Origin of the sequence: Xanthomonas melonis (assembly GCF_020783655.1) — a bacterium.
Taxonomy (GTDB): Bacteria; Pseudomonadota; Gammaproteobacteria; order Xanthomonadales; family Xanthomonadaceae; genus Xanthomonas; species Xanthomonas melonis.
Map to the genome: position 1 here is coordinate 107,417 of NZ_JAJGQH010000016.1, position 19,936 is coordinate 127,352.

Consider the following 19,936-nt stretch of genomic DNA (forward strand, 5'->3'; position numbering starts at 1 on the left):
ACGTTCACCTGGCCGCAGTCCGGCCGGCGTGGGGAGCCAGGCCTGGTCGCGCAGCGCGCGTCCGGAACCAACGACCACCACCGGTGAGGACACCGACCCAATGCATTCTTCTCACCAGGCGCCCGAGCTCGCCGCCGCCGACAACGCCACGGCGCTGCCATTGCCCGAAAACGCGTCATCGCCTGGGCGCGTACTCCCCCTGCCCAAGCCGATGCGTGTGCTGCACTGGCTGACCGTGGCCTGCCTGATCATGGCCGCAAGCCTGATCCTGCTGCGAGCGGAGCTGGACGGGCGCGCCCTGCGCCAATGGCTGCTGGAAGGGCATCGCCACTTCGGCCTGATGGTGTTGCTGCTGTTCTTCCTGCGCGTCGGGCTGCGTCTACGCCTGCGCAGGCTGCCTCCCGGCCCGCCATCGCCGCTGCTGCTGCGGCTGGCCGCCGGCGGTACCCACGTTGCCATGTACGGACTGATGCTGGCCCTGCCGCTGATCGGCTGGTCGCTCAGCAATGCCTTCGGAAAGCCGGTCTACCTGTTCGGATTGACGCTGCCGTCGCTGGTCGCGCCGGATGCGGATCTGGGCGACACCCTGGGCAGCTGGCACTTGAATGCCGCCTGGGTACTGCTGGCGCTGGTCGTCCTGCATATCGTCGCTGCGCTCTGGCACCACCTGGTGCTGCGCGACGGCCTGCTGCACCGCGTGCTGCCGCGCAGGCAGCCGTGATGCCCGGCTCTCTCTTTGATTCCCTCACCGTCGAATCCCGCACCGTCGAACAAGGACTTTCCATGCCTACGCCCTCGCCCGCTTCGCGCCGCTCCGCCCGGACCCGCACCGCGCCCCTGACCTCGCTGCTCTGCATGTCCGGTCCCTTGCTGTTGCTGGCCAGTACGCAGGCGCAGGCGATTCCGTCGTTCGCACGCCAGACCGGCTCGTCCTGTGCGGATTGCCACGTCGGCTCCTATGGCCCGTCGCTCACGCCGTATGGCATGCGCTTCAAGCTCGGTGGCTTCACCGACACCGACGGCAACGGCACCAAGATTCCGGCCTCCGGCCAGCTCACCTGGTCCAGGCGCAATCCAAGCCGAGGCGACAGCACCGCACGGCTCACCCAGGCCGACCTGTACCTGGCCGGCCGGGTCAACGACAACATCGGCGGCTATTCCAAGATCCGCTCCAACAACAGCGGCAATGCCACCTTCACCACGCAGCTGGACGATGTCGACCTGCGCTTCGTCAGCAAACCGTTCCAGCTCGCCGGCAAGGACGCCATGCTCGGCGTCAGCGTCAACAACAATCCCGGCATCTCCGATCCGATCCACGTGCTGCCGAATGCGTCCACCTTCACCCCGGCCGCAGTGAGCAATGCCTCCACCATGCTGAGCTCGTCCGCGCTCTCCAACCGCGTGATCGGTGCCAGCGTGTACGGGCTGTACGATCGCAACTGGTATGGCGAAGTGGGCAGCTACAGCGCGCTGTCGGTCGATGCCCAGGATCACCTGGGCTGGCAGCCCAATGGCGACCCTGGCAAGCTGAGCGACACAGGCTATGCACGCCTGGCCTACATGAAAGACATGAAGCGGCAGTTCTTCTCGGTCGGCCTGAGCGCCATGACCACCCGCCGCCAGCGCCCGCGCATCGGCCCCAGCGACGAATTCACCGATCTGGGCTACGACCTGACCTACCAGTTCCTGGGCACCCGCGAGCATGTGCTGTCGCTGGCCTACGTCAACATCTACGAGCGCCGCAGGTACGGCAGCCCGCTGCTACCGAGCGACCCGACCCTGGCCCCGCTCAGCCGCGGCAGCGTCCGCGATCAGACCATCAGCATGAACTACGCCTTCAAGCAGACCTACGGCGTGCTGGCGGCGCACATGATGAACACCGGCTCGTTCGACGCTGCACGCTACCTGCCTTACGGCCTGCCGGACACCACCAGCAACCTGATCCTGCTGTACTGGACCCCCTTCGGCAAGGAGGGCACCTACACCTCCAACGCCAACGTGCGCGTATCGGCCAGTTGGTTCCGCTTCGACAAGTTCAACGGCAGCGCCACCAATGTGTTCCGCAGTACTCCGATCACCAATGCGCGCGATCTCGACAGCTTCGCGCTGTCGCTGAACGTGTCGTTCTGATCCCCCAGCACGCCCAAGGACCTACATGAAGTCACCCATCCCCCGCTTGTTGTGCGCGCCACTGGCCGGCCTGTTGCTGGCCGGCGCGCTGACGGCCCCGTCGGTACACGCAGCCGACGGCAAGAGCACCTTTCTCGCCGAATGCGCCGAGTGCCACAGCGCCGCCCAGGGCAAGAACAAGAAAGGCCCCTCCATGTTCGGTGTGGCCGGGCGCACCGCTGCCAGCCTGCCGGACTACAGCAACTACTCCGATGCGCTCAAGGCCAGCAAGTGGCAGTGGACGCCGGCCCAGTTGAAGACCTATCTGTCGCAACCTTCGTCCAAGGCGCTGCCGGGCACCAAGATGAAGTACGACGGCCTGGACGATCCGCAGGAACTCGATGCACTCATCGCCTATCTCAATACCTTGCGTTGACCGATGGGTAGCGATCACACGACCGGGTTCGCGGGGGCAGGTCGTCTGGCCGTGCCGGCGGCCGTCATCAGATGGAGCCAGCGTTAACTGAATGGGCACCTTCGCGTTTACGAACGGAACCTCCGCAACGGCGGTTCCGTTCTGCGGGAAGGGCCATTATCGTCTCCAGCTTCGCGTTCATGTTCCACGCCCTTGCCAATCGCCCTCTTCGCCAGGCCAGTCCGACTTCGCCCGCCGCGCCTTGATGCGCGCGGAGCGGCGACGTGGCGGGCGACGGAGGCCGCCGAGGGGGCGTTCGGGCCTGCGATCAAGCCCGCTGCTCTGCGCGACCGGCGGGCGGGAAACCGGCCGCTGCGACCCACAACCTGCCCTGGGCCGATACCCCGCTGGCTGTTGCTGGCCCTGATCCTGCCCCCGGGCGGCAGTGCACTGGCCGACAACGTCGGCGGTGCGGTGGCGGTGGCCTCGAGCCTGATCGACCGCGGCATCTCCATCGCCCCCGACCGCGTCACCCTGCAGGCGGCCGGCTACTGGTTGCCATCGCCGGGCTGGTCGGTATCGGCGTCTGCGGCAGTGCAATCGCCTTCGCTGAGCAAGCCGGTGGCGCTGACCGCACAGGCCGCACGTGCCTGGATGCTGGGCGATCGCTGGCAGCTGCAGGCCAGCGTGCTGTATTACGCCTACCCGGCGGATCGCCAGTCGCGCAGCTTCGACCGCCAGGAAGCCAGCCTGGCCTGGTCGTACCGGGATGTGCTCACGCTCTCGCTGTCCACCTTCAACTTCCCACGTGCGCAGCGCTCGCCGTGGGAGACGGCGATCGACGTCACGGCCAACCTGCCGCTTTCGGCAGAGTTCAGCGTTTCCGGCGGAGCCGGGGTGTCGGAATTTCCGGCGATGGCCTACGGCGCGGCCAGCGCTGGCCGCTATCACTACGGGCAGTTGGGCCTGAAGTGGAGTCGCGCCGGGTGGACGGTGAAACTGGAACGCATCTACACCAGCAACGACACCCCACGCGCTCAGGGCGGACCTGGCGAAACCCCGTGGCTGGGCATGATTTCCAGGACGTTCTGATTCCCAACGCAACCTTTTGCCCGCTTGCGGGCACTGACAGGCGTCCAATGCCATGCCCGATGCGATGACTACCTCCGACACCCTGGGTGATGCGACCGACCGGATGCTGCTGCGTCGCATGGCGGCCGGCGATCGCGATGCCCTGGCCAGCATGTACCACAGCTACCACGGCCGGCTGTGCCGGTTCCTGTCGCGGTTGACCCGTCGCCCCGACATCATCGAAGAGGCCATCAACGACTGTTTCTGGATCGCCTGGCAGAAGGCGGGCGACTTCCGCGGCGACTCCCAGGTCTCCACCTGGATCATGGGCATCGCCTACCGCTGCGGGCTCAAGTGCCTGCGCCAGCACGACGGCGACGGCATCGACGATACCGCACAGGTTGAGGATCACGCGCCAAGCGCCGACGACAACGACGACCGCGAACTACGTGACTGGCTGGACAAGGGCATGGAACGGCTGTCGCCGGATCAGCGACTGGTGATCGAACTGGTCTACGGCGTCGGCCACAAGCTCGAAGAAGTCGCCGACATCATGCAGTGCCCGCTGGGCACGATCAAAGCCCGGCTATTCCACGCCCGGGTCAAATTACGCAATGTGCTGCCCGGCCTGGCCGGTAGCGCCCCTTATTCGGAGACACTGCTATGAAGACCTTCTTCATCGCGCCGGGCAAGGAATGCTCGCACGCTTGGGAACTGATGCCAGCGGTGCTGCTGGATAACGCCACCGAGGAAGAAAACAGCTGGCTGATCGCGCACGTGGCCAAGTGCACCGCGTGCAGCGCAGAGTTCGCCCAGCAAAGCCGCTTGCGTCAGGCGCTCGCGCTGCCCTCGGCAGTGGCCGTGGACCCAGATGCCGGTCTGCAACGATTGCTCGGCCGGCTGGATACGGCCGAACGATCCGTCGCCGCAGCACCCACCGCGCGCCGCACCGGCAGTTGGACCGTGCGGGCGCTGGCTGCCGCGGCCCTGGTCCAGGCCATCGGCCTGGGCGTCATGGGCGTCAAGCTGGCCTCGCCCGCTCCAGCGCACGACTATCGCACGCTCAGCACCCCGGCTGCAGCGCCGGTGTCGCAAGGCGCCATCCGCGTGGTGCCCGATGCCGGGATGACCGTCGCCGACTGGGACCGCCTGCTGCATGCGCAGCAGTTGCAGGTGGTCGGCGGACCCAATGCGATGGGCGCCTACACCGTGGTGCCTGCCGCGCCGCAGTCGTCGCAGCAGACCCTGCAGCAGTTGCGCGCCACGCCGGGCATCCGGCTGGCGGAGATCGTCTCGGCGCCATGAAGCGGTCTCTCTTCCTCGGCGGCATTGCCGCGCTGATCGGCCTGTGCGCGCAGCTGGTTGCGCAGGCCACGACCACACCGCCGCCGTCAGCGCAGCCTGCCGACCGCACCGATGCGACGGCGGAAACGAACACGCCTGACAGCAGCCGCGACATCCTGCTGGCGGTGGCCAATCCGCTCAGCGCGCCGCCGGCGCGTGCCGGCTCCAGCCTGATCGGCTATGCCTCCAGTTACTACGGCGCCGGTCAGAAGGCCGCCGCGCGCATGCAGGCCATCAAACAGCGCTACCACCTGCGCGAAGTGTCCGGCTGGCCCATCACCTCGCTGGGCCTGTACTGCGCCGTGCTGCAGCCGCCACAAGGGGTTTCGCGCGACGAGCTGGTCAGCGCGTTGGCCGACGACGACGGCGTGGAACTGGTGCAGCCGGTCCAGGAATTCTCGGTGTTCTCCACCGATGCCTCCTACAGGCACACGCCGCTGTCCGGCTACAACGATCCATACGTGGACATGCAGCGCGGCTTCATCGCCACCGATGCGGCCAGCGCGCAGACCGTCACCCAGGGCCGTGGCGTGGTGGTGGCGGTGGTCGATACCGGCGTGGACACCAGCCATCCCGATCTGAAGGCGCGCATCCGCGAGGTGCACGACCTGGTCGGCGACACCCAAGCCGGCTCCAACACCGATTCGCATGGCACCGAAGTCGCGGGAATCATCGCTGCCGGCAGCAACAACCACCAGGGAATCGTCGGCATGGCACCCAAGGCCATGCTGAGCATCTACAAGGCGTGCTGGTATGCGCCCACGGTCGGCGCCACCGCACGTTGCAACACCTTCACCCTGGCCAAGGCGCTCGCGGCGATCAGCGACAGCTCCGCGCGCGTGGTCAACCTCAGCCTGGGCGGCCCGGCCGATCCGCTGCTGAGCAGGATGCTGCTGCGTCTGGTCAAACAGGGCCGCATCGTGATCGCGGCGATGCCGCCGAACGGGCGCCTGGATGGGTTTCCCAACGATGTGCCCGGCGTGTTGGTGGTGCGCAGCAGCGGCGCCGGCGCCGTCATGCCCGGGGTGCTGAGCGCGCCCGGCAACGACATCCTGACCACCCAGCCCAACGGCCGCTACGACTTCACGTCCGGCTCGTCGATGGCCACCGCGCACGTCAGCGGCACGGCCGCGCTGCTGTTGTCGATGTCGCCATCGATCGATGCCAGCGCGCTGCGCGAGCTCCTGCAGCGCACCAGCAAGGTCAGCGAAGGCCAGTTGCAGGTCAATGCCGGCGCCGCAGTCGATGCGCTGTCGCCTTCCAGACATTCCAACTGACGACACCGGCATGGCCAAGTGGATCCCGTTGTGGCTGCACAAGCTCGGCTCACCGCCGATCTTCTACCGCGTTGCCGGCAGCGTGCGGCCATGGGCGCTGGCGCTGGCGCTGCTGCTCGGCGCGGTGGCTGCCTACGGCGGGCTGGTGCTGGCGCCACCGGACTACCAGCAACGCGACGCCTACCGCATCATCTTCGTCCATGTGCCCAGCGCCTGGATGAGCCTGTTCGTCTACGCGGCGATGGGCGCCTCGGCTTTCGTCGCGTTGGTATGGCGGATCAAGCTCGCCGAAGTGGCCACCATGGCCTCGGCGCCGATCGGCGCGGCCTTCACCTTCATCACCCTGTGCACAGGCTCGCTGTGGGGCAAGCCGATGTGGGGCACCTGGTGGACCTGGGATGCGCGGCTGACCTCGGAGCTGTTGCTGCTGTTCCTGTATCTGGGCGTACTTGGCCTGTATCACGCGGTGGAAGACCGCCGCCAGGCGATGCGCGCTGCCGGATTGCTCGCCCTGGTGGGCCTGGTGAACCTGCCCATCGTGCATTACTCGGTGGTGTGGTGGAACACGCTGCATCAAGGCTCCACTGTGCGCCTGCTCGGCCCCTCCAGGATCGGCATGGAAATGCTGTGGCCGCTGCTGACCATGATGCTGGCCACCAAGTGCTATTACATCGCCAGCCTGTGCGGACGCATGCGCGTGGAACTGCTGGCGCTGGAAACCGGCAAGGACTGGGTGCGCCGCATCGTGCTGACCGAGCGCACCGCATGAGCAGCCTGCTGGCCATGGGCGGATACGGTCACTACGTGTGGACGGCCTATGCGCTGTTCGTGCTGGTGCTGGCTGCCGACCTCGCAGCGCCCTGGCTGCGCCGCCGGCGTCTGCCGCGCGAACTGCGCGGCCGGTTGCAGCGGCAGGCGCCACGCAGTTCGCGCGAGACAGCGGCCCCGACGCTGGAGCTAGACGTGCCATGAATGCCACCCGCAAACAACGCCTGTGGCTGGTGATCGGCGTGCTCGCCGCCGCCGTACTGGCCGTGACGCTGATCGTGCTGGCGCTGCAGCGGAACATGAGCTACCTGTTCACCCCCAGTCAGGTCCGTGCCGGTGAGGCATCCGGCTATCAGCAGTTTCGCCTGGGCGGCATGGTCAAGGCCGGCTCGATCCAGCGTGCCAGCGATTCGTTGAAGGTGAGCTTCACGGTCATCGACAAGCACGCAGCCACCCAGGTCGACTACACGGGCATCCTGCCGGACCTGTTTCGCGACAACCAATCGGTGATCGCCAACGGGCGCATGCAGGGCGGGCGCTTCGTCGCCACCGAAGTGCTGGCCAAGCACGACGAAACCTACATGCCGAAAGAACTCAAGGACGCGATGGCCGAAGGCCATGTCGGCAAACCGATTCCCGCCACCGCCGCGCCGTTGACCACGCCGCGTTGATGCGGCGCCAGCCGCGTCGCCCCGCACCGATGACCTCCTCCTGCCGCAGCGTGTGACCTCCCCATGACGCCTGAACTCGGCCAGATCGCACTGATCCTGGCGCTGCTGCTCTCGCTCGCACAGGGCGTGTTGCCGCTGATCGGTGCCTGGCGCGGCAGCGCCGCACTGATGAGCATCGCACGGCCTGCCGCCGCCGGTCAGGCGGTGTTCGTATGGATGGCGTTCGGCCTGCTGGCCTGGTCGCTGTTGTCGCTGGACTTTTCGGTGGCCTATGTCGCCGCCAACGCCAACCATGCCCTGCCCTGGTACTACCGCGTCGCGGCGGTCTGGGGCGCGCACGAAGGCTCGCTGCTGCTGTGGATCGCCATCCTGTCCACCTGGACGGTCTTGCTGGCCGCTCGCAGCCGGCATCTGCCGCAGCATTTCGCCGCCCGCGTGCTGGCAGTGCTGGGACTGATCTCGATGGGCTTTCTCGCCTTCATCCTGTTCACCTCCAACCCGTTCGGGCGGCTGTCGCCGATTCCGCTGGATGGCACCGAACTCAATCCGGTGCTGCAGGATCCGGGCATGACCTTCCACCCACCGGTGCTGTACACCGGGTATGTCGGGTTTTCGGTGGCGTTCGCGTTTGCGGTGGCGGCCCTGCTTGGCGGCGAACTGGAACAGGCCTGGGTGCGCTGGGCGCGACCATGGACCAATGTGGCCTGGGCCTGCCTCACCGCCGGCATCGTCGCCGGCAGTTGGTGGGCGTATGCGGAACTGGGCTGGGGCGGCTGGTGGTTCTGGGACCCGGTGGAAAACGCCAGTTTCATGCCGTGGCTGGTCGGCACCGCCTTGATCCACACCCAAGCGGTCACCGAAAAACGCGGCAGCCTGCGCGCCTGGACCATCCTGCTGTCGATCCTGGCGTTTTCGCTGTCGTTGCTGGGCACCTTCCTGGTGCGCTCGGGCGTACTGACCTCGGTGCACGCGTTCGCTGCCGATCCGCGACGCGGCCTGTACATCCTGATGTTTCTGATCGCGGTGGTCGGCGGCTCGTTGCTGCTGTACGCGCTGCGCGCGCCCAGGATCGCCAGCGGCAAGCCCTTCGCCGCAGTCTCGCGCGAGACCGGCATTCTCGTCGGCAACCTGCTGCTGACCGTTGCCGCAGCGATGGTATTGCTGGGCACCTTGTTTCCGTTGATCGCCGACGCATTCGGCATCGGCAAGGTCTCGGTCGGCCCGCCCTACTTCGGCCTGCTGTTCCCGCTGTTGATGCTGCCGGTGGTGTTGCTGTTGCCGTTCGGCCCGTACCTGCGCTGGGGCAAGGCCGAGACAGCGCCGTTGAAGGCCTTCGGCACGCGTGCCGGCATCGCGGCGATCGCCTGTGCGCTGGCCGGCACTGCGTTCGCCGATGGCCAGGCCAAGGCGATCGCCGGCATCGGCGTGGCGGCCTGGGTGGCCGCCGGCACGGCGCTGTACGTGGTCAAGCGCTGGCGCGAGTTGCCGCGCGGGCGGCGCTTTCCGGCCGAAATGGCCGGCATGCTGCTCGCACACGCGGGCGTGGCGGTGTTCGTGGCCGGCGTGCTGGTGTCCGAAAGCCTGTCGGTGGAGCGCGACGTGCGGCTGTCGCCGGGCCAGAGCACGCAGGTCGCCGGCTACAGCTTCCGCTTCGACGGTGTGCAGCTGGTGGACGGGCCGAACTGGAAGGCCGAACAAGGCAGCGTGCAGGTCAGCCGCGATGGCCAGGTCGTCGCCCACCTGCATCCGCAAAAACGCCTGTACAGCAGCGAGCGCATCCAGACCGAATCGGCGATCGATCCCGGCATCACCCGCGACCTGTACGTAGCGCTGGGCGAGCCGCTGGACGATCAGCACATCGAAAACGACTGGACGCTGCGGCTGTACTACAAACCCTTCATTCGCTGGATCTGGGGCGGCGGCCTGCTGATGATGCTGGGTGGGTTCGTCAGCGCCTGCGCCCGCCGCTTCCGCGCGCCGGCACCGGCCGGCAACACCGTGATCCCATCCGCTCCCGATGGCCTGGCCATCGCACAGGAGTCGCACCCGTGAACCGCATGCTGCCCCTGCTGGGCTTCGTGTTGATGGCCGCCCTGTTCGGCTTCGGCATCTACTGGACCAGCCAGCACAACCCGCGCGAGGTGCCGTCGCCGCTGATCGGCAAGCCGGCCCCCGCGTTCTCGCTGCCGCAGCTGGATCGACCGCAGCAGCAGATCACCCGCGAGCAATTGCTGGGCAAGGCCTACGTGCTCAATGTGTTCGGCAGCTGGTGCGCCGAATGCGTGCACGAACACCCGGTGCTGATGGCGCAGGCCAGCCGTCTCGGGGTGCCCCTGATCGGCTACAACTACAAGGACGCACCCACCGATGCCAAAGCCTGGCTGGCCCGCTACGGCAATCCATATTCGGTGGTGATCGCCGATGAGCAGGGACAGACCGCGATCGACTTCGGCGTCTACGGCGCACCGGAAAGTTTTCTGATCGATGCGCAGGGCAGGATCCGTTACAAGCACATCGGCGTACTCACGCCCGAGGTCATCGACCGCGAACTGCTGCCGGCCATCGCCGCGCTGCGCGAGCGTGCACCATGAACGTACGGCACCGCCCTCTGCCATGGTATTGGCACCGGCAGGGCCGGCAGCTGCGCCTGCTGTTGATCCTGTGCCTGGGCGTGCTGCTCGCCCCTTCGCTGTGGGCGCAGGCGGTGGACCCGCTGCCGTTCAAGAACCGCGGCGAAGAAGTGCGTTACCAGCGGCTGACCGCACAACTGCGTTGCCTGGTGTGCCAGAACGAGAACCTGGCCGATTCCAACGCCAGCCTCGCCCGCGACCTGCGCCACCAGGTGTTCGCGCAACTGCAGGCCGGCCGGAGCGACGCACAGATCAAGCAGTACATGGTCGAGCGCTATTCGGATTTCGTGTTGTACGACCCGCCGGTCAAACGCGGCACCTGGCTGCTGTGGTTCGGGCCGGCGCTGCTGCTGGGCGCGGGCGCGGGCATGTTGATCCACACCGTGCGCAGGCGCGCCCGCCTGGGAATGCCGACGGCGGCGCAGGCCGAGGACGAATGGTGATGGCCGGCTTCCTGTTCGCCACTGCCGCGCTCGTGGTCGCTGCCGTGCTGCTGCTCTCGCTGCCGCTGCTGCGCCATCGCACGCGCGCCGGCACGCGGCGCTATGGCCTGCCGCTGGTGCTGGCACTGGGTCTGCCGTTGGCCACTGCCGGTCTGTATCAGATGGTGGGTACGCCGCAGGCGATCAGGGAGCGCATCTACGCCGCGCCCGGCGCCCTCGGCTCGCCTTCCCCGTCCGCTGCCGCCGACAATGCGCCGGCACCGGACCCCAACGCTGCCGAACAGGCGCAGTGGCAGGCGCTGGACGCCTGGATGCAGCAAGCCAGAACGCACGAGCGCAACGACCGGCCCGCTCAGGCGCGCGATGCCTATGCGCAGGCGCTCAAGATCGCCCCCGATACCAGTGCGGCCATCGTGGGCTGGATCGCGGCCGACATGGCCACCCGCAGCGACTTCGCCATCCATGCCGGCGCGCGCACGCGGCTGCAGCAGGTGGTCGCCCGGGAGCCAGACAACCAGCGCGGCCTGTGGCTGCTGGGCATCAGCGATTTCCAGCAGCACGCATACGCGGCCGCCACTGCGCACTGGCGCCACCTGCATGGATTGCTGGAGGACGGCTCGCCGATGCAGCAGGCGGTCGCCGAGAAGATTGCGGTGGCCGAATCGATGGCACGTGCGCGGCAGGCCGCGCCGGCCGCACGCTGACTCCCACGCGACGCGCTTCCACACTGGCCGTGGGCGACGGCGCGGCGGACCAACCAGCGCGCTCCGGCGCCTGGATGTACCGCACCTTGCCTGTCCATTGCCTGCCGTTGCCCATCACAGCGCGGCATGGCGAGTCCCCTTACGCACAGCGCGCCGGCTGCGCACTGCCGGCTCAGACGGACGGGCCCAGCACCTCGTGCAGCTTTGCGCTGAACTCGCCCAGCGTGAAGGGTTTGGCGATCATGCTCATGCCTTCACCCAGGAACTCGCCGCGATCGCGCGCGGTTTCGGCGTAGCCGGTCATGAAGATCACCGGCAGATCGCCACGCGACTGCCGCGCGATCTCCGCCAACTGGCGCCCGTTGAGCCCGGGCAGCCCGACGTCGGTGACCAGCACATCGATCCGCCGCGGCGAGGACAGGATTGGCAGCGCGGCGTCGGCATCGGCCACTACTTCGGCCTGATAGCCCAGCTCGCCGAGCAGTTCGGTGATCAGCAAACGCACCTGTTCGTCGTCTTCCACCACCAGCACCTGCTGGCCCTGCCCGGCACGTACCGCTCCGTCCTGTGCCTGCGGTTGCGCGGCCTGCACGCTGGCCCCGACCGGCAGATACAGGCTGACCGTCGTGCCGGCGCCCGGTTGCGATTCAACCCACACCTGGCCGTTGGACTGCTGCATGAAGCCGTAGATCATCGACATGCCCAGGCCGGTGCCCTGCCCGATCGGCTTGGTGGTGTAGAACGGCTCGAACACGCGCTCCAGCACGTCGGCCGGCATGCCGGTGCCGGTGTCGGTCACCGACACCACTGCGTAGTCGCCCGGTGCCAGCGCAACGCCGCGACCGAGTTCCAGCGGTTGCTCGGCGACCTGCACATGCCGCGTGGCGATGCACAGCTGCCCGCCATCGGGCATCGCGTCGCGGGCGTTGATGGCCAGGTTGAGCAGTGCGCTCTCCAGCTGATTCTCGTCCACATACGCCGGTGGCAGTTCCTGGCACAACGCGGTCTCCAGGCGTACCGACTCGCCCAGCGTGCGCGCCAGCAACTCCTGCAGCGACACCACCAGATCGTTGACCTGCAGATGCCGCGCCTCCAGCGACTGCCGCCGAGAAAACGCCAGCAAGCGCTGGGTCAGCGCGGCCGCGCGCAGGCCCGATGCCGAGGCGACATCCAGGAAGCGGCCCAGCCCCTCGAACCGCCCCTGGTCGATGCGCAGCCGCGCCAGGTCCAGCGCCGACAGGATGCCGGTGAGCATGTTGTTGAAATCGTGCGCGATCCCGCCGGTGAGCTGTCCCACCGCTTCCATCTTCTGCGCCTGGCGCAACGCTGCCTCGCTGGATTCGCGCGCCTGCATCTGCTGCTGCAACTCGGCGGTGCGTTCGGCCACCTTGGCCTCGAGCAGGCTGGCCTGCTGCTGGATGGATTCCATCGCCATCATGCGCGCGGTCACGTCGGTCGCGAACACATGGAACCCATCCACCTGGCCGTTCGCGTCCCGACGCGGCATGTAGCGGATCTCCGCATCGCGACGGCGTCCGTCCGCGTGCGGCCAGCGCGTTTCCACGGTCAACGCCTGCCCGGCCAGCGCCGCTTCGATCCAGCCGCGGCGCTCGGCCACCACCGCCGGCCCCACCACATCCACCAGCGGCCGCCCGATCACCTCTGCCGGCGGGATGCCGATCCAGTCTTGGTACGCGCGGTTGGCGAAGCGGTACACCAGATGCTTGTCGATGAAGGCGATCAGCACCGGCAGTGCGTCGGTGACGCGGCGCAGCTCTGCTTCGCTGGCAGCCAGCGCGGCCCGGCCTTCGGCCAGCTGCGCCATCTGATCACGGATCAGGAACTGCTTCTGCCGCGAGCGCAGTGCGGTGGAGATCGCGCTCAGCAACGATGCCGAACTCAGCGGGCGCTCCAGTTCGATGACATTGGTCATCTCCGGCAGCGGGTCGGCGCGGCGCCCCTGATACGCACCGCGCGGCGCGCGCAGCAGCACGAAGGGGATATCCGACCACGTCGCCTGCTCTCGCAGGCTCTGCCGCAACGGCTGCAGATCCCCGCTCACCGCTTCTTCGGTCAAGACCACAACGCCCGAGCTGTCGCACAGCTCGCCCGCCAAGGCCGCCAGCGATCCATACACCCGCCGCTTCAGCCCGCGATCGCCAGCGATCGCGGCAATGCTCTCGGCGTCGCGCCCGAAGGGCGCGATGATGTGGACGATCGCGCCATCCGGAGCGTCACTGGTCAACTGCAGGATCCAGCAACGGCTCGTCTTCCCCTACGAACTGCGGTGTGCCGGTCAGCACCCCGTGGAACTTCTCCAGCGGCCGGCTCAGACTCAGGCCGCCACTGCCGATGTGCAGTTCGCGGATCGAATCTTCGTGCGCACCGCTGCGGTTCTTGATCACCGACAACGCCTTGCGGATACGCCCTTGCGCTTCGAAAAAGCGAAACAGCACGACGGTGTCGGCCATGTAGGAGATGTTGAGGTTGCCAGTCGCCATGGTACCCACCAAGCCCTGCTGCGGATTGACCAGGAACGTGGTCACGCCGCTCTGGTTGAGGTACGACAGCAGCTCGTGCATCTGCAGCATCAGCTGTTTTTCCTGCGGCATCGAGGTCAGGTAGCCGTTGAGACTGTCGATCACCAGGATGCGACAGTTGCGCTCTTCCACGCTGGCGCGGACCGCCCAGGCGAACTCGCCGGGGGTCAGCTCGGCCGGATCCATCTGATGCAGCTCCAGCACCCCCGACGCCAGGTGCTTGCGCAGATCCATGCCCAGACTGTCGGCACGCGTGAGCAGGGTCCCGGTACGCTCGTCGAACTCCAGCACGCAACAATGCTCGCCCCGCTCGCAGGCCGCACTCACGTACTGCAGCGCCACGTTGGTCTTGCCCGAGCCGGCCGGCCCGGTCAGCAGCGTGCTGGTACCGCGCAACGGGCCGCCATGCAGCAACGCGTCGATGCGCTCCACGCCGCTGGAAACCACATCGCCAACGAACGGAACATGATGATCAGAAGCGATCAGCCGCGGATAGATACGCAGCCCGCCGGTGCTGATGACGACGTCGTGATAGCCGGCGATGAAGTCGACCCCGCGCAGCTTCTGCACCTGCATCCGCCGCCGCGCCGCGCCGAAGTCCAGCGTCATGCGCTCCAGCGAAATCACGCCGTGGCACATGCTGTGCAGATGCGCATCGCGCTGACCATATTCGCCGGTCAGATCGTCCACCAGAAACACGGTGATGTTGCGCGGCGCAAAGAACTGCTTGAGCGCCAGCACCTGGCGTCGATAGCGCAACGAATCCTGCGCCAGCAGCCGCAGTTCGGACAAGGAGTCGAACACGACCCGCGTCGGTTTGACCCGGTCCACTTCGGCCTGGATGAGCTTGATGGTGCCATCCAGCTCCATCTCCCACGGATGCAGGATCGACTGCTGGCGCCCATCGCCCAGGAACGCCTCGGCCGAGGCGAGTTCGAAGACGTGCAGCGGTTGCAACGACCACGCATGCGAGGCAGCCACCTCGGTGAGCTCGTCGATGGTCTCGGACAGGGTCACATACAGGCAGCTTTCGCCCCGGGACGCGCCATCGAGCAGGAACTGCAGCGCCATCGTGGTCTTGCCCGAACCAGGTTGGCCTTCGAGCAGATACAGCCGGTTGGCCGGCAGGCCACCACGGAGAATGCTGTCGAGCCCCGCCGTCCCGGTCGTGATGCGGTTTGCAATCATAGGCTTCACATTTTCCATCGGTTCAATTTATCACGCCCGCACTGCCCAGCCCCGCAGACGCCTGAATAGATCAGCTTGTTTGGTCGACACCCCGCAGCCTGTCCACCTGGAGGTGTGATCGTCGTACGTTTCCGTTGCATGCGCCATGAAGGGCGCCGAGGTATGCCTCATGGACGTCGACACATCAGCCGTGGCGCGGCATTTTCTTCTTGTTTGCATGCGTTGCCATCGACACGCGCATCGCGCGTTGTTGGGATCGCTGCGCAATTGCCGCGAACAAGCGCATGAGCAGTGCACGCACGCCACTGACAGCGGATGACGCTACCCGTCGCGCGGTACCAGCGACATGCCCGGACACGCGTGCAACGCCGCCGGCCAAGGGCTCCCTCTGCAAGGTGCGCATCGATAAAATCGGCAGGAGGCCAAGGACTACCGCACGGTTGTAGACATGCACGATCAAGACGACTTCATCCACCCGCAGGCGGCCGTGGCCCCCGGCTATCTGGCCAATCACGCCGCACGGATCTTCAACCGGCTGGTCGATGCGCAGCTTCGCCCCCATGGCGTCTCGCTGGCATTGATCGGCCCGATCATGCTGCTGTCCTGGAAAGGCCCGATGCTACAGCGCGATCTGGTTACCGCCTCGGCAGTGAAACAACCGGCGATGGTGGCATTGCTGGAGAAACTCGAAGGCCTGAAGCTGATCAAGCGCGTGCCCACGCCGCAGGACCGCCGCGCCGCGCTGGTTTCCCTCACCGCACGCGGCCGCAAGATTGCCGCAATCGGCGGTCAGGTCCTGATCGACATGAACGCGGACGCCCTGCGCGGTTTCTCCAAGGATGAGGCCGCGCGGATCGTCGTGCTCATGCAGCGCCTGATCGGCAACATGGAGGCGCGCGGTCAAAACATGTAATATCACCTCTGATATTCATTGCTCGAGGTGATTCGGCATGACGCGGCGCATTCTCATCACCGGCGCGAGCATCGCCGGCAATACCGTTGCCTGGGCGCTGGCACGCCTGGGTTTCGAGGTCACGGTGGTGGAGCATGCTCCGCACTTCCGCGACGGTGGCCAGAACATCGACGTGCGCGGCGTCGGCCGCCAGGTGTTGCAGCGCATGTCGCTGGAACAACAGGCGCTCGACCAGGGCACCGGCGAGGAAGGCACAGCCTGGATCGACGCACACGGCGATGCCGTTGCCACCTTCAAGACCGACGATCTCGACGGCGACGGCCCCACTGCCGAGTTGGAGATCCTGCGTGGCGATCTCGCACGCCTGATATACGATGCCGCGCGCGACACCGTCGACTATCGCTTCGGAGACCGCATCGCCCGCATCGACGACGGTGCAGACGCGGCAACGGTCACCTTCCAGAGCGGGCGCTGCGACTGCTTCGATGCGGTGATCGTAGCCGAAGGCGTTGGCTCGTCCACGCGCGATCTTCTCTTTCCAGGCGAAAACGATCCGCGCTGGATGGATCTGACCATTGCCTACTTCACCATCGCACGCACCGCCGACGACGACCGCCTGTGGCGCTGGTATCACACCACCGGCGGCCGCAGCATTTCATTGCGCCCGGACCGGCATGGGACCACCCGCGCCATGCTCTCGCTGCAAAAACCTCCCGAGGGCGAGCAGGACTGGAGCGTCGCCAGACAGCAGGCCTATCTGCGCGAGCGCTTTGCCGATGCCGGCTGGCAGGCGACCCGGGTGCTGGAAGGCATGGACACCACCGACGACTTCTACTTCGACGTGCTGCGTCAGGTGCGCATGCCACGCTGGCGCAAGGGCCGCGTCCTGCTGACCGGCGACGCCGCCTGGTGCGTGACCCCGTTGGGTGGCCTCGGGGCCACCTTGGCAATCACCGGCGGCTATGTGCTGGCCAATGAAATCGCGCGCGGGCACACCCTGGAAGACGCCGCTGCGGCATACGAGGCTGCCATGCGCCCGATGGTGGACAGCGTGCAGGGCATTCCCAAGCTCGGGCCACGGCTGATGAACCCACACAGCCGGCTAGGCATTCATCTGCTCCACGCCGCCCTGAAACTCGCCAGCCAGCCCAGCGTACAGAATCTGGCGGTTCCGCTGATGACACCGTCGATCGAGGAACCGGATCTGTCGCGTTACGACTGAGCCAGCCCAGGGCACCAGCGCCGGAGCCCGCCATCGCCACCCGATGATCGCCAGCAAGCGGCGACCAGCCTTGCGTTGCTGCGCTGCATCCCCGCATGCGGCTCTGCGCGCGTCTGCCCACGGCAGGACGCCAATCAGAGCTGAATCGGCGTCACCCAGCAGGTCAAGAACCAACGGCCGAAGCCGCTAACCAAGGTTGCGCGCATTTTCCCGCGCACGCCCGTCGTGCCCACCGGCGGCGTCGCCTCGCCTGCTCTCCACTCCTGCCACGGCCGGGGTGCCCTCTTCTCCCGCCAGCCGGATCGTCGATCTTCCCATGCATCTGCTTTCGAATCTGCGCATTGGCCAGCGCCTGGCCCTCGGTTTTCTCTCGCTCATCGTGCTGATGGTGATCCTCACCGTGGTCGGCATCCAGCGTGTCCGCAGCATCGACCGGCAACTCACCGCCATCAATGAGGTCAACAGCGTCAAACAGCGCTATGCGATCAATTTCCGCGGCAGCGTGCACGACCGCGCGATCGCCTTGCGCGATGTGGTCCTGATGAAGGACCCGGCAGATCGCCACGCTGCCGAGCAATCGATCGACAGGCTCGCCGCCGACTATGCCCGCTCGGCGCAGCCGCTGGACGACATGCTCGCCGCGTCTACCGATGGCAAGGAGAAGGCTATCCTCGAGCGGATCAAGTCCATCGAGCAGCGCACCATGCCGCTGATCGCGCAGGTGCGTGCATCTCGCGAAGCCGAAGACACATCGAACGCAGAGCAGCAATTGCTGCAACAGGCACGACCAGCCTTCATTGACTGGCTGGCCAGCATCAATGCGTTCATCGACCTGCAGGAAGCCAAGAACCGTGCAGCCGCCAAGGACGCCGTCGCCACCGCGCGCGGCTTCGCCCTGCTGATGGTGCTGTCCACCGTCGTCGCCTTGCTGCTGGGCGCAGCCATTGCCTTCCTGCTGACCCGCAGCGTGGTGCTGCCGCTGCGTCAATCGCTGCAGCTGGCACAGCGCATCAGTCAGGGCGACCTGCGCAGCCCGGACATCGGCGCGCGCAACGACGAATCCGGCCAGCTGCTGCGCGCCATGCAACAGATGCAACGTCGCCTGCAGGAAGTGATTTCGGCCCAGCGCGACATGGCCGCGCGCCACGATGCGGGCCAGATCAGCTATCGCACCGACGCCCAGCGCTTCCCCGGCGAATACGGCCATATGGTGCAGGACACCAACGCGCTGGTGGACGCGCACGTGCAGACCCAGCTCCGCATGACCGAGGTCATGGGCCGTTATGCAGTCGGCGACCTGGCACCGGAGATCGAGCACTACCCCGGCGAAAAAGCCATCATCACCACCACCATGCAGCAGGTGAAACAGAACCTACGCGCCATCAACGCGCAGATCCATGCATTGACGCAGGCCGCCTGCGCCGGCGACTTCGCGCTGCGCGGTCAACCGGAGGCCTTCGAGCACGATTTCCGCCTGATGGTGGAGAACCTCAACACCATGATGGCCACCGCCGACACCAACCTGGCCAGGTTCTCCGAACTGTTGCGTGCCATCGCCGACGGCGACCTCACCGTGCGCATGTCCGGCAATTTCCATGGCGTATTCGCGGCCATGCGCGATGACGCCAACAGCACCGTGCACCGGCTCACCGACATCGTCACCCAGATCCAGACAACCTCCAACAGCATCGGTTTCGCTGCCGAAGACATCGCCAGCGGCAATCAGGAACTGGCGCGCCGTAGCGAACAACAGGCCGCCAGCCTCGAAGAAACGGCCGCCTCGATGGAGGAGCTGACCTCCACCGTCAAGCAGAATGCCGAACACGCCGGCCGCGCCAACCAGCTCGCGCTCGGCGCCGCCGCCATCGCCTCGCAGGGTCGCGACGTGGTCGGCCAGGTGATCGCGACCATGACCGGCATCGAGGACGCCTCCAAGCGCATCGCCGACATCATCTCCGTCATCGATGGCATCGCCTTCCAGACCAATATCCTCGCGCTCAACGCCGCCGTCGAGGCCGCACGTGCCGGCGAACAGGGCCGCGGATTCGCGGTGGTCGCATCGGAAGTACGCACCCTTTCGCATCGCTCGTCGGACGCAGCCAAGGAAATCAAGCGACTGATCGACGACTCGGTGCAGCGCGTCGCCGATGGCTCGGCGCTGGTGCACAAGGCCGGCACCACCATGGGCGAGGTCGTCACCAGCGTCCAGCACGTCACCGACATCATGGGCCACATCTCCGCCGCCTCGCAGGAACAGGCCGGCGGCATCGAACAGGTCACCCACACCATCGCCCAGATGGACGAAACCACCCAGCAAAACGTTCGCCTGGTCGAAGCGGCAAGCACCGCCGCGCGCACGCTGGAAGACCACTCCACGCACCTCAGCCGCGCGGTCGAGGTGTTCAAGGTCAACGCTGGGGTGATGTGAGATGCCGGCATTTCCTGCCGGCCATCACGCAGCTGCGAAAGTATGGGACAGAGCGTGTGACGCATCGCCGAGGCTCGAAAAGATGGGCTGCTCAAGGCTTTGCGTCTATAACTGGCGGAGAGAGTGGGATGTGAAGTAATACCCCTAACCCACTGATTTGCAAGAAAAAAACAGACCAGATTGTGTGCTGGTGTGTGTCTGGCAAGTTTAGAG

General features: G+C 66.6%; 20 protein-coding genes. 17 read left to right on the forward strand and 3 right to left on the reverse strand.

What is annotated here, in order from left to right; genetic code table 11:
* The first annotated feature begins 100 nt into the window (after window positions 1–100).
* The 14 genes from LL964_RS16430 (at window position 101) to LL964_RS16495 (ending at window position 11,432) form a co-directional block, all read left to right on the forward strand.
* Window positions 101–721: a cytochrome b gene (locus LL964_RS16430; protein WP_146092410.1), complete on the forward strand. Its 621-nt coding sequence runs from the start codon at window positions 101–103 to the stop codon at window positions 719–721.
* Window positions 722–783: 62 nt separating this feature from the next.
* Window positions 784–2,130 carry a cytochrome C gene (locus LL964_RS16435; RefSeq protein WP_104588273.1) on the forward strand — a complete coding sequence of 449 codons (1,347 nt, stop codon included), beginning with the start codon at window positions 784–786 and terminating at the stop codon, window positions 2,128–2,130.
* A 25-nt stretch (window positions 2,131–2,155) separates the two neighbouring features.
* Window positions 2,156–2,545, forward strand: a complete 390-nt coding sequence (locus LL964_RS16440) for a c-type cytochrome (protein ID WP_167395394.1) — start codon at window positions 2,156–2,158, stop codon at window positions 2,543–2,545.
* A gap of 351 nt (window positions 2,546–2,896) precedes the next feature.
* The gene (locus tag LL964_RS16445; protein WP_425478188.1) at window positions 2,897–3,616 is read left to right on the forward strand and encodes a hypothetical protein; all 720 of its coding nucleotides are present in this window, start codon (window positions 2,897–2,899) and stop codon (window positions 3,614–3,616) included.
* A gap of 64 nt (window positions 3,617–3,680) precedes the next feature.
* Window positions 3,681–4,262 carry an RNA polymerase sigma factor gene (locus LL964_RS16450; RefSeq protein WP_104588353.1) on the forward strand — a complete coding sequence of 194 codons (582 nt, stop codon included), beginning with the start codon at window positions 3,681–3,683 and terminating at the stop codon, window positions 4,260–4,262.
* On the forward strand, window positions 4,259–4,900 hold the full coding sequence (locus tag LL964_RS16455; protein ID WP_104588272.1) for an anti-sigma factor family protein: 642 nt from the start codon (window positions 4,259–4,261) through the stop codon (window positions 4,898–4,900). The genes LL964_RS16450 and LL964_RS16455 overlap by 4 nt, the downstream gene beginning before the upstream one ends.
* The gene (locus LL964_RS16460) at window positions 4,897–6,216 is read left to right on the forward strand and encodes a S8 family serine peptidase (protein WP_104588271.1); all 1,320 of its coding nucleotides are present in this window, start codon (window positions 4,897–4,899) and stop codon (window positions 6,214–6,216) included. Before LL964_RS16455 ends, LL964_RS16460 begins: the two co-directional genes overlap by 4 nt.
* 10 nt (window positions 6,217–6,226) lie before the next feature.
* On the forward strand, window positions 6,227–6,985 hold the full coding sequence (locus LL964_RS16465; protein WP_104588270.1) for a heme ABC transporter permease: 759 nt from the start codon (window positions 6,227–6,229) through the stop codon (window positions 6,983–6,985).
* Window positions 6,982–7,188 carry a heme exporter protein CcmD gene (gene ccmD / locus LL964_RS16470; RefSeq protein ID WP_104588269.1) on the forward strand — a complete coding sequence of 69 codons (207 nt, stop codon included), beginning with the start codon at window positions 6,982–6,984 and terminating at the stop codon, window positions 7,186–7,188. The genes LL964_RS16465 and ccmD overlap by 4 nt, the downstream gene beginning before the upstream one ends.
* Window positions 7,185–7,655, forward strand: coding sequence for a cytochrome c maturation protein CcmE (gene ccmE / locus LL964_RS16475; RefSeq protein ID WP_104588268.1), 471 nt, complete (start codon window positions 7,185–7,187; stop codon window positions 7,653–7,655). The genes ccmD and ccmE overlap by 4 nt, the downstream gene beginning before the upstream one ends.
* A 63-nt stretch (window positions 7,656–7,718) precedes the next feature.
* On the forward strand, window positions 7,719–9,707 hold the full coding sequence (locus LL964_RS16480) for a heme lyase CcmF/NrfE family subunit (RefSeq protein ID WP_104588267.1): 1,989 nt from the start codon (window positions 7,719–7,721) through the stop codon (window positions 9,705–9,707).
* Entirely contained in the window at window positions 9,704–10,246 is a 543-nt protein-coding gene (locus LL964_RS16485; RefSeq protein WP_104588266.1) for a DsbE family thiol:disulfide interchange protein, read from the forward strand. The genes LL964_RS16480 and LL964_RS16485 overlap by 4 nt, the downstream gene beginning before the upstream one ends.
* On the forward strand, window positions 10,243–10,728 hold the full coding sequence (locus LL964_RS16490; RefSeq protein WP_104588265.1) for a cytochrome c-type biogenesis protein: 486 nt from the start codon (window positions 10,243–10,245) through the stop codon (window positions 10,726–10,728). Before LL964_RS16485 ends, LL964_RS16490 begins: the two co-directional genes overlap by 4 nt.
* Window positions 10,722–11,432 carry a tetratricopeptide repeat protein gene (locus LL964_RS16495; RefSeq protein WP_104588264.1) on the forward strand — a complete coding sequence of 237 codons (711 nt, stop codon included), beginning with the start codon at window positions 10,722–10,724 and terminating at the stop codon, window positions 11,430–11,432. The genes LL964_RS16490 and LL964_RS16495 overlap by 7 nt, the downstream gene beginning before the upstream one ends.
* Window positions 11,433–11,604: 172 nt before the next feature.
* Here the strand turns inward: LL964_RS16495 and LL964_RS16500 are convergent, their stop codons facing one another.
* The 3 genes from LL964_RS16500 to LL964_RS16510 all read right to left on the reverse strand — a co-directional run bounded on the left by LL964_RS16500 (window position 11,605) and on the right by LL964_RS16510 (window position 15,620).
* Entirely contained in the window at window positions 11,605–13,677 is a 2,073-nt protein-coding gene (locus tag LL964_RS16500; protein ID WP_104588263.1) for a hybrid sensor histidine kinase/response regulator, read from the reverse strand.
* Window positions 13,667–15,178, reverse strand: a complete 1,512-nt coding sequence (locus LL964_RS16505; protein WP_104588262.1) for an ATPase domain-containing protein — start codon at window positions 15,176–15,178, stop codon at window positions 13,667–13,669. The genes LL964_RS16500 and LL964_RS16505 overlap by 11 nt, the downstream gene beginning before the upstream one ends.
* Before the next feature lie 166 nt (window positions 15,179–15,344).
* Window positions 15,345–15,620 carry a hypothetical protein gene (locus LL964_RS16510; RefSeq protein WP_146092409.1) on the reverse strand — a complete coding sequence of 92 codons (276 nt, stop codon included), beginning with the start codon at window positions 15,618–15,620 and terminating at the stop codon, window positions 15,345–15,347.
* Between LL964_RS16510 and LL964_RS16515 the strand changes: the two genes are divergently transcribed.
* From LL964_RS16515 to LL964_RS16525, 3 genes are all read left to right on the forward strand, one after another.
* Window positions 15,609–16,073 carry a MarR family winged helix-turn-helix transcriptional regulator gene (locus LL964_RS16515; RefSeq protein WP_104588261.1) on the forward strand — a complete coding sequence of 155 codons (465 nt, stop codon included), beginning with the start codon at window positions 15,609–15,611 and terminating at the stop codon, window positions 16,071–16,073. The genes LL964_RS16510 and LL964_RS16515 overlap by 12 nt on opposite strands.
* A gap of 37 nt (window positions 16,074–16,110) precedes the next feature.
* The gene (locus LL964_RS16520) at window positions 16,111–17,295 is read left to right on the forward strand and encodes an FAD-dependent monooxygenase (RefSeq protein ID WP_104588260.1); all 1,185 of its coding nucleotides are present in this window, start codon (window positions 16,111–16,113) and stop codon (window positions 17,293–17,295) included.
* A 316-nt stretch (window positions 17,296–17,611) separates the two neighbouring features.
* On the forward strand, window positions 17,612–19,723 hold the full coding sequence (locus tag LL964_RS16525; RefSeq protein WP_104588259.1) for a methyl-accepting chemotaxis protein: 2,112 nt from the start codon (window positions 17,612–17,614) through the stop codon (window positions 19,721–19,723).
* Window positions 19,724–19,936 lie beyond the last annotated feature (213 nt).

What these genes read in the sequence shown, in the direction of transcription:
- LL964_RS16430 (WP_146092410.1), top strand. Translation starts at nt 101, where the DNA reads ATGCATTCTTCTCACCAGGCGCCCGAGCTCGCCGCCGCCGACAACGCC.
- LL964_RS16435 (WP_104588273.1), top strand. Translation starts at nt 784, where the DNA reads ATGCCTACGCCCTCGCCCGCTTCGCGCCGCTCCGCCCGGACCCGCACC.
- LL964_RS16440 (WP_167395394.1), top strand. Translation starts at nt 2,156, where the DNA reads ATGAAGTCACCCATCCCCCGCTTGTTGTGCGCGCCACTGGCCGGCCTG.
- LL964_RS16450 (WP_104588353.1), top strand. Translation starts at nt 3,681, where the DNA reads ATGACTACCTCCGACACCCTGGGTGATGCGACCGACCGGATGCTGCTG.
- LL964_RS16455 (WP_104588272.1), top strand. Translation starts at nt 4,259, where the DNA reads ATGAAGACCTTCTTCATCGCGCCGGGCAAGGAATGCTCGCACGCTTGG.
- LL964_RS16460 (WP_104588271.1), top strand. Translation starts at nt 4,897, where the DNA reads ATGAAGCGGTCTCTCTTCCTCGGCGGCATTGCCGCGCTGATCGGCCTG.
- LL964_RS16465 (WP_104588270.1), top strand. Translation starts at nt 6,227, where the DNA reads ATGGCCAAGTGGATCCCGTTGTGGCTGCACAAGCTCGGCTCACCGCCG.
- ccmD (WP_104588269.1), top strand. Translation starts at nt 6,982, where the DNA reads ATGAGCAGCCTGCTGGCCATGGGCGGATACGGTCACTACGTGTGGACG.
- ccmE (WP_104588268.1), top strand. Translation starts at nt 7,185, where the DNA reads ATGAATGCCACCCGCAAACAACGCCTGTGGCTGGTGATCGGCGTGCTC.
- LL964_RS16480 (WP_104588267.1), top strand. Translation starts at nt 7,719, where the DNA reads ATGACGCCTGAACTCGGCCAGATCGCACTGATCCTGGCGCTGCTGCTC.
- LL964_RS16490 (WP_104588265.1), top strand. Translation starts at nt 10,243, where the DNA reads ATGAACGTACGGCACCGCCCTCTGCCATGGTATTGGCACCGGCAGGGC.
- LL964_RS16495 (WP_104588264.1), top strand. Translation starts at nt 10,722, where the DNA reads ATGGTGATGGCCGGCTTCCTGTTCGCCACTGCCGCGCTCGTGGTCGCT.
- LL964_RS16505 (WP_104588262.1), bottom strand. Translation starts at nt 15,178, where the DNA reads ATGGAAAATGTGAAGCCTATGATTGCAAACCGCATCACGACCGGGACG.
- LL964_RS16515 (WP_104588261.1), top strand. Translation starts at nt 15,609, where the DNA reads ATGCACGATCAAGACGACTTCATCCACCCGCAGGCGGCCGTGGCCCCC.
- LL964_RS16520 (WP_104588260.1), top strand. Translation starts at nt 16,111, where the DNA reads ATGACGCGGCGCATTCTCATCACCGGCGCGAGCATCGCCGGCAATACC.
- LL964_RS16525 (WP_104588259.1), top strand. Translation starts at nt 17,612, where the DNA reads ATGCATCTGCTTTCGAATCTGCGCATTGGCCAGCGCCTGGCCCTCGGT.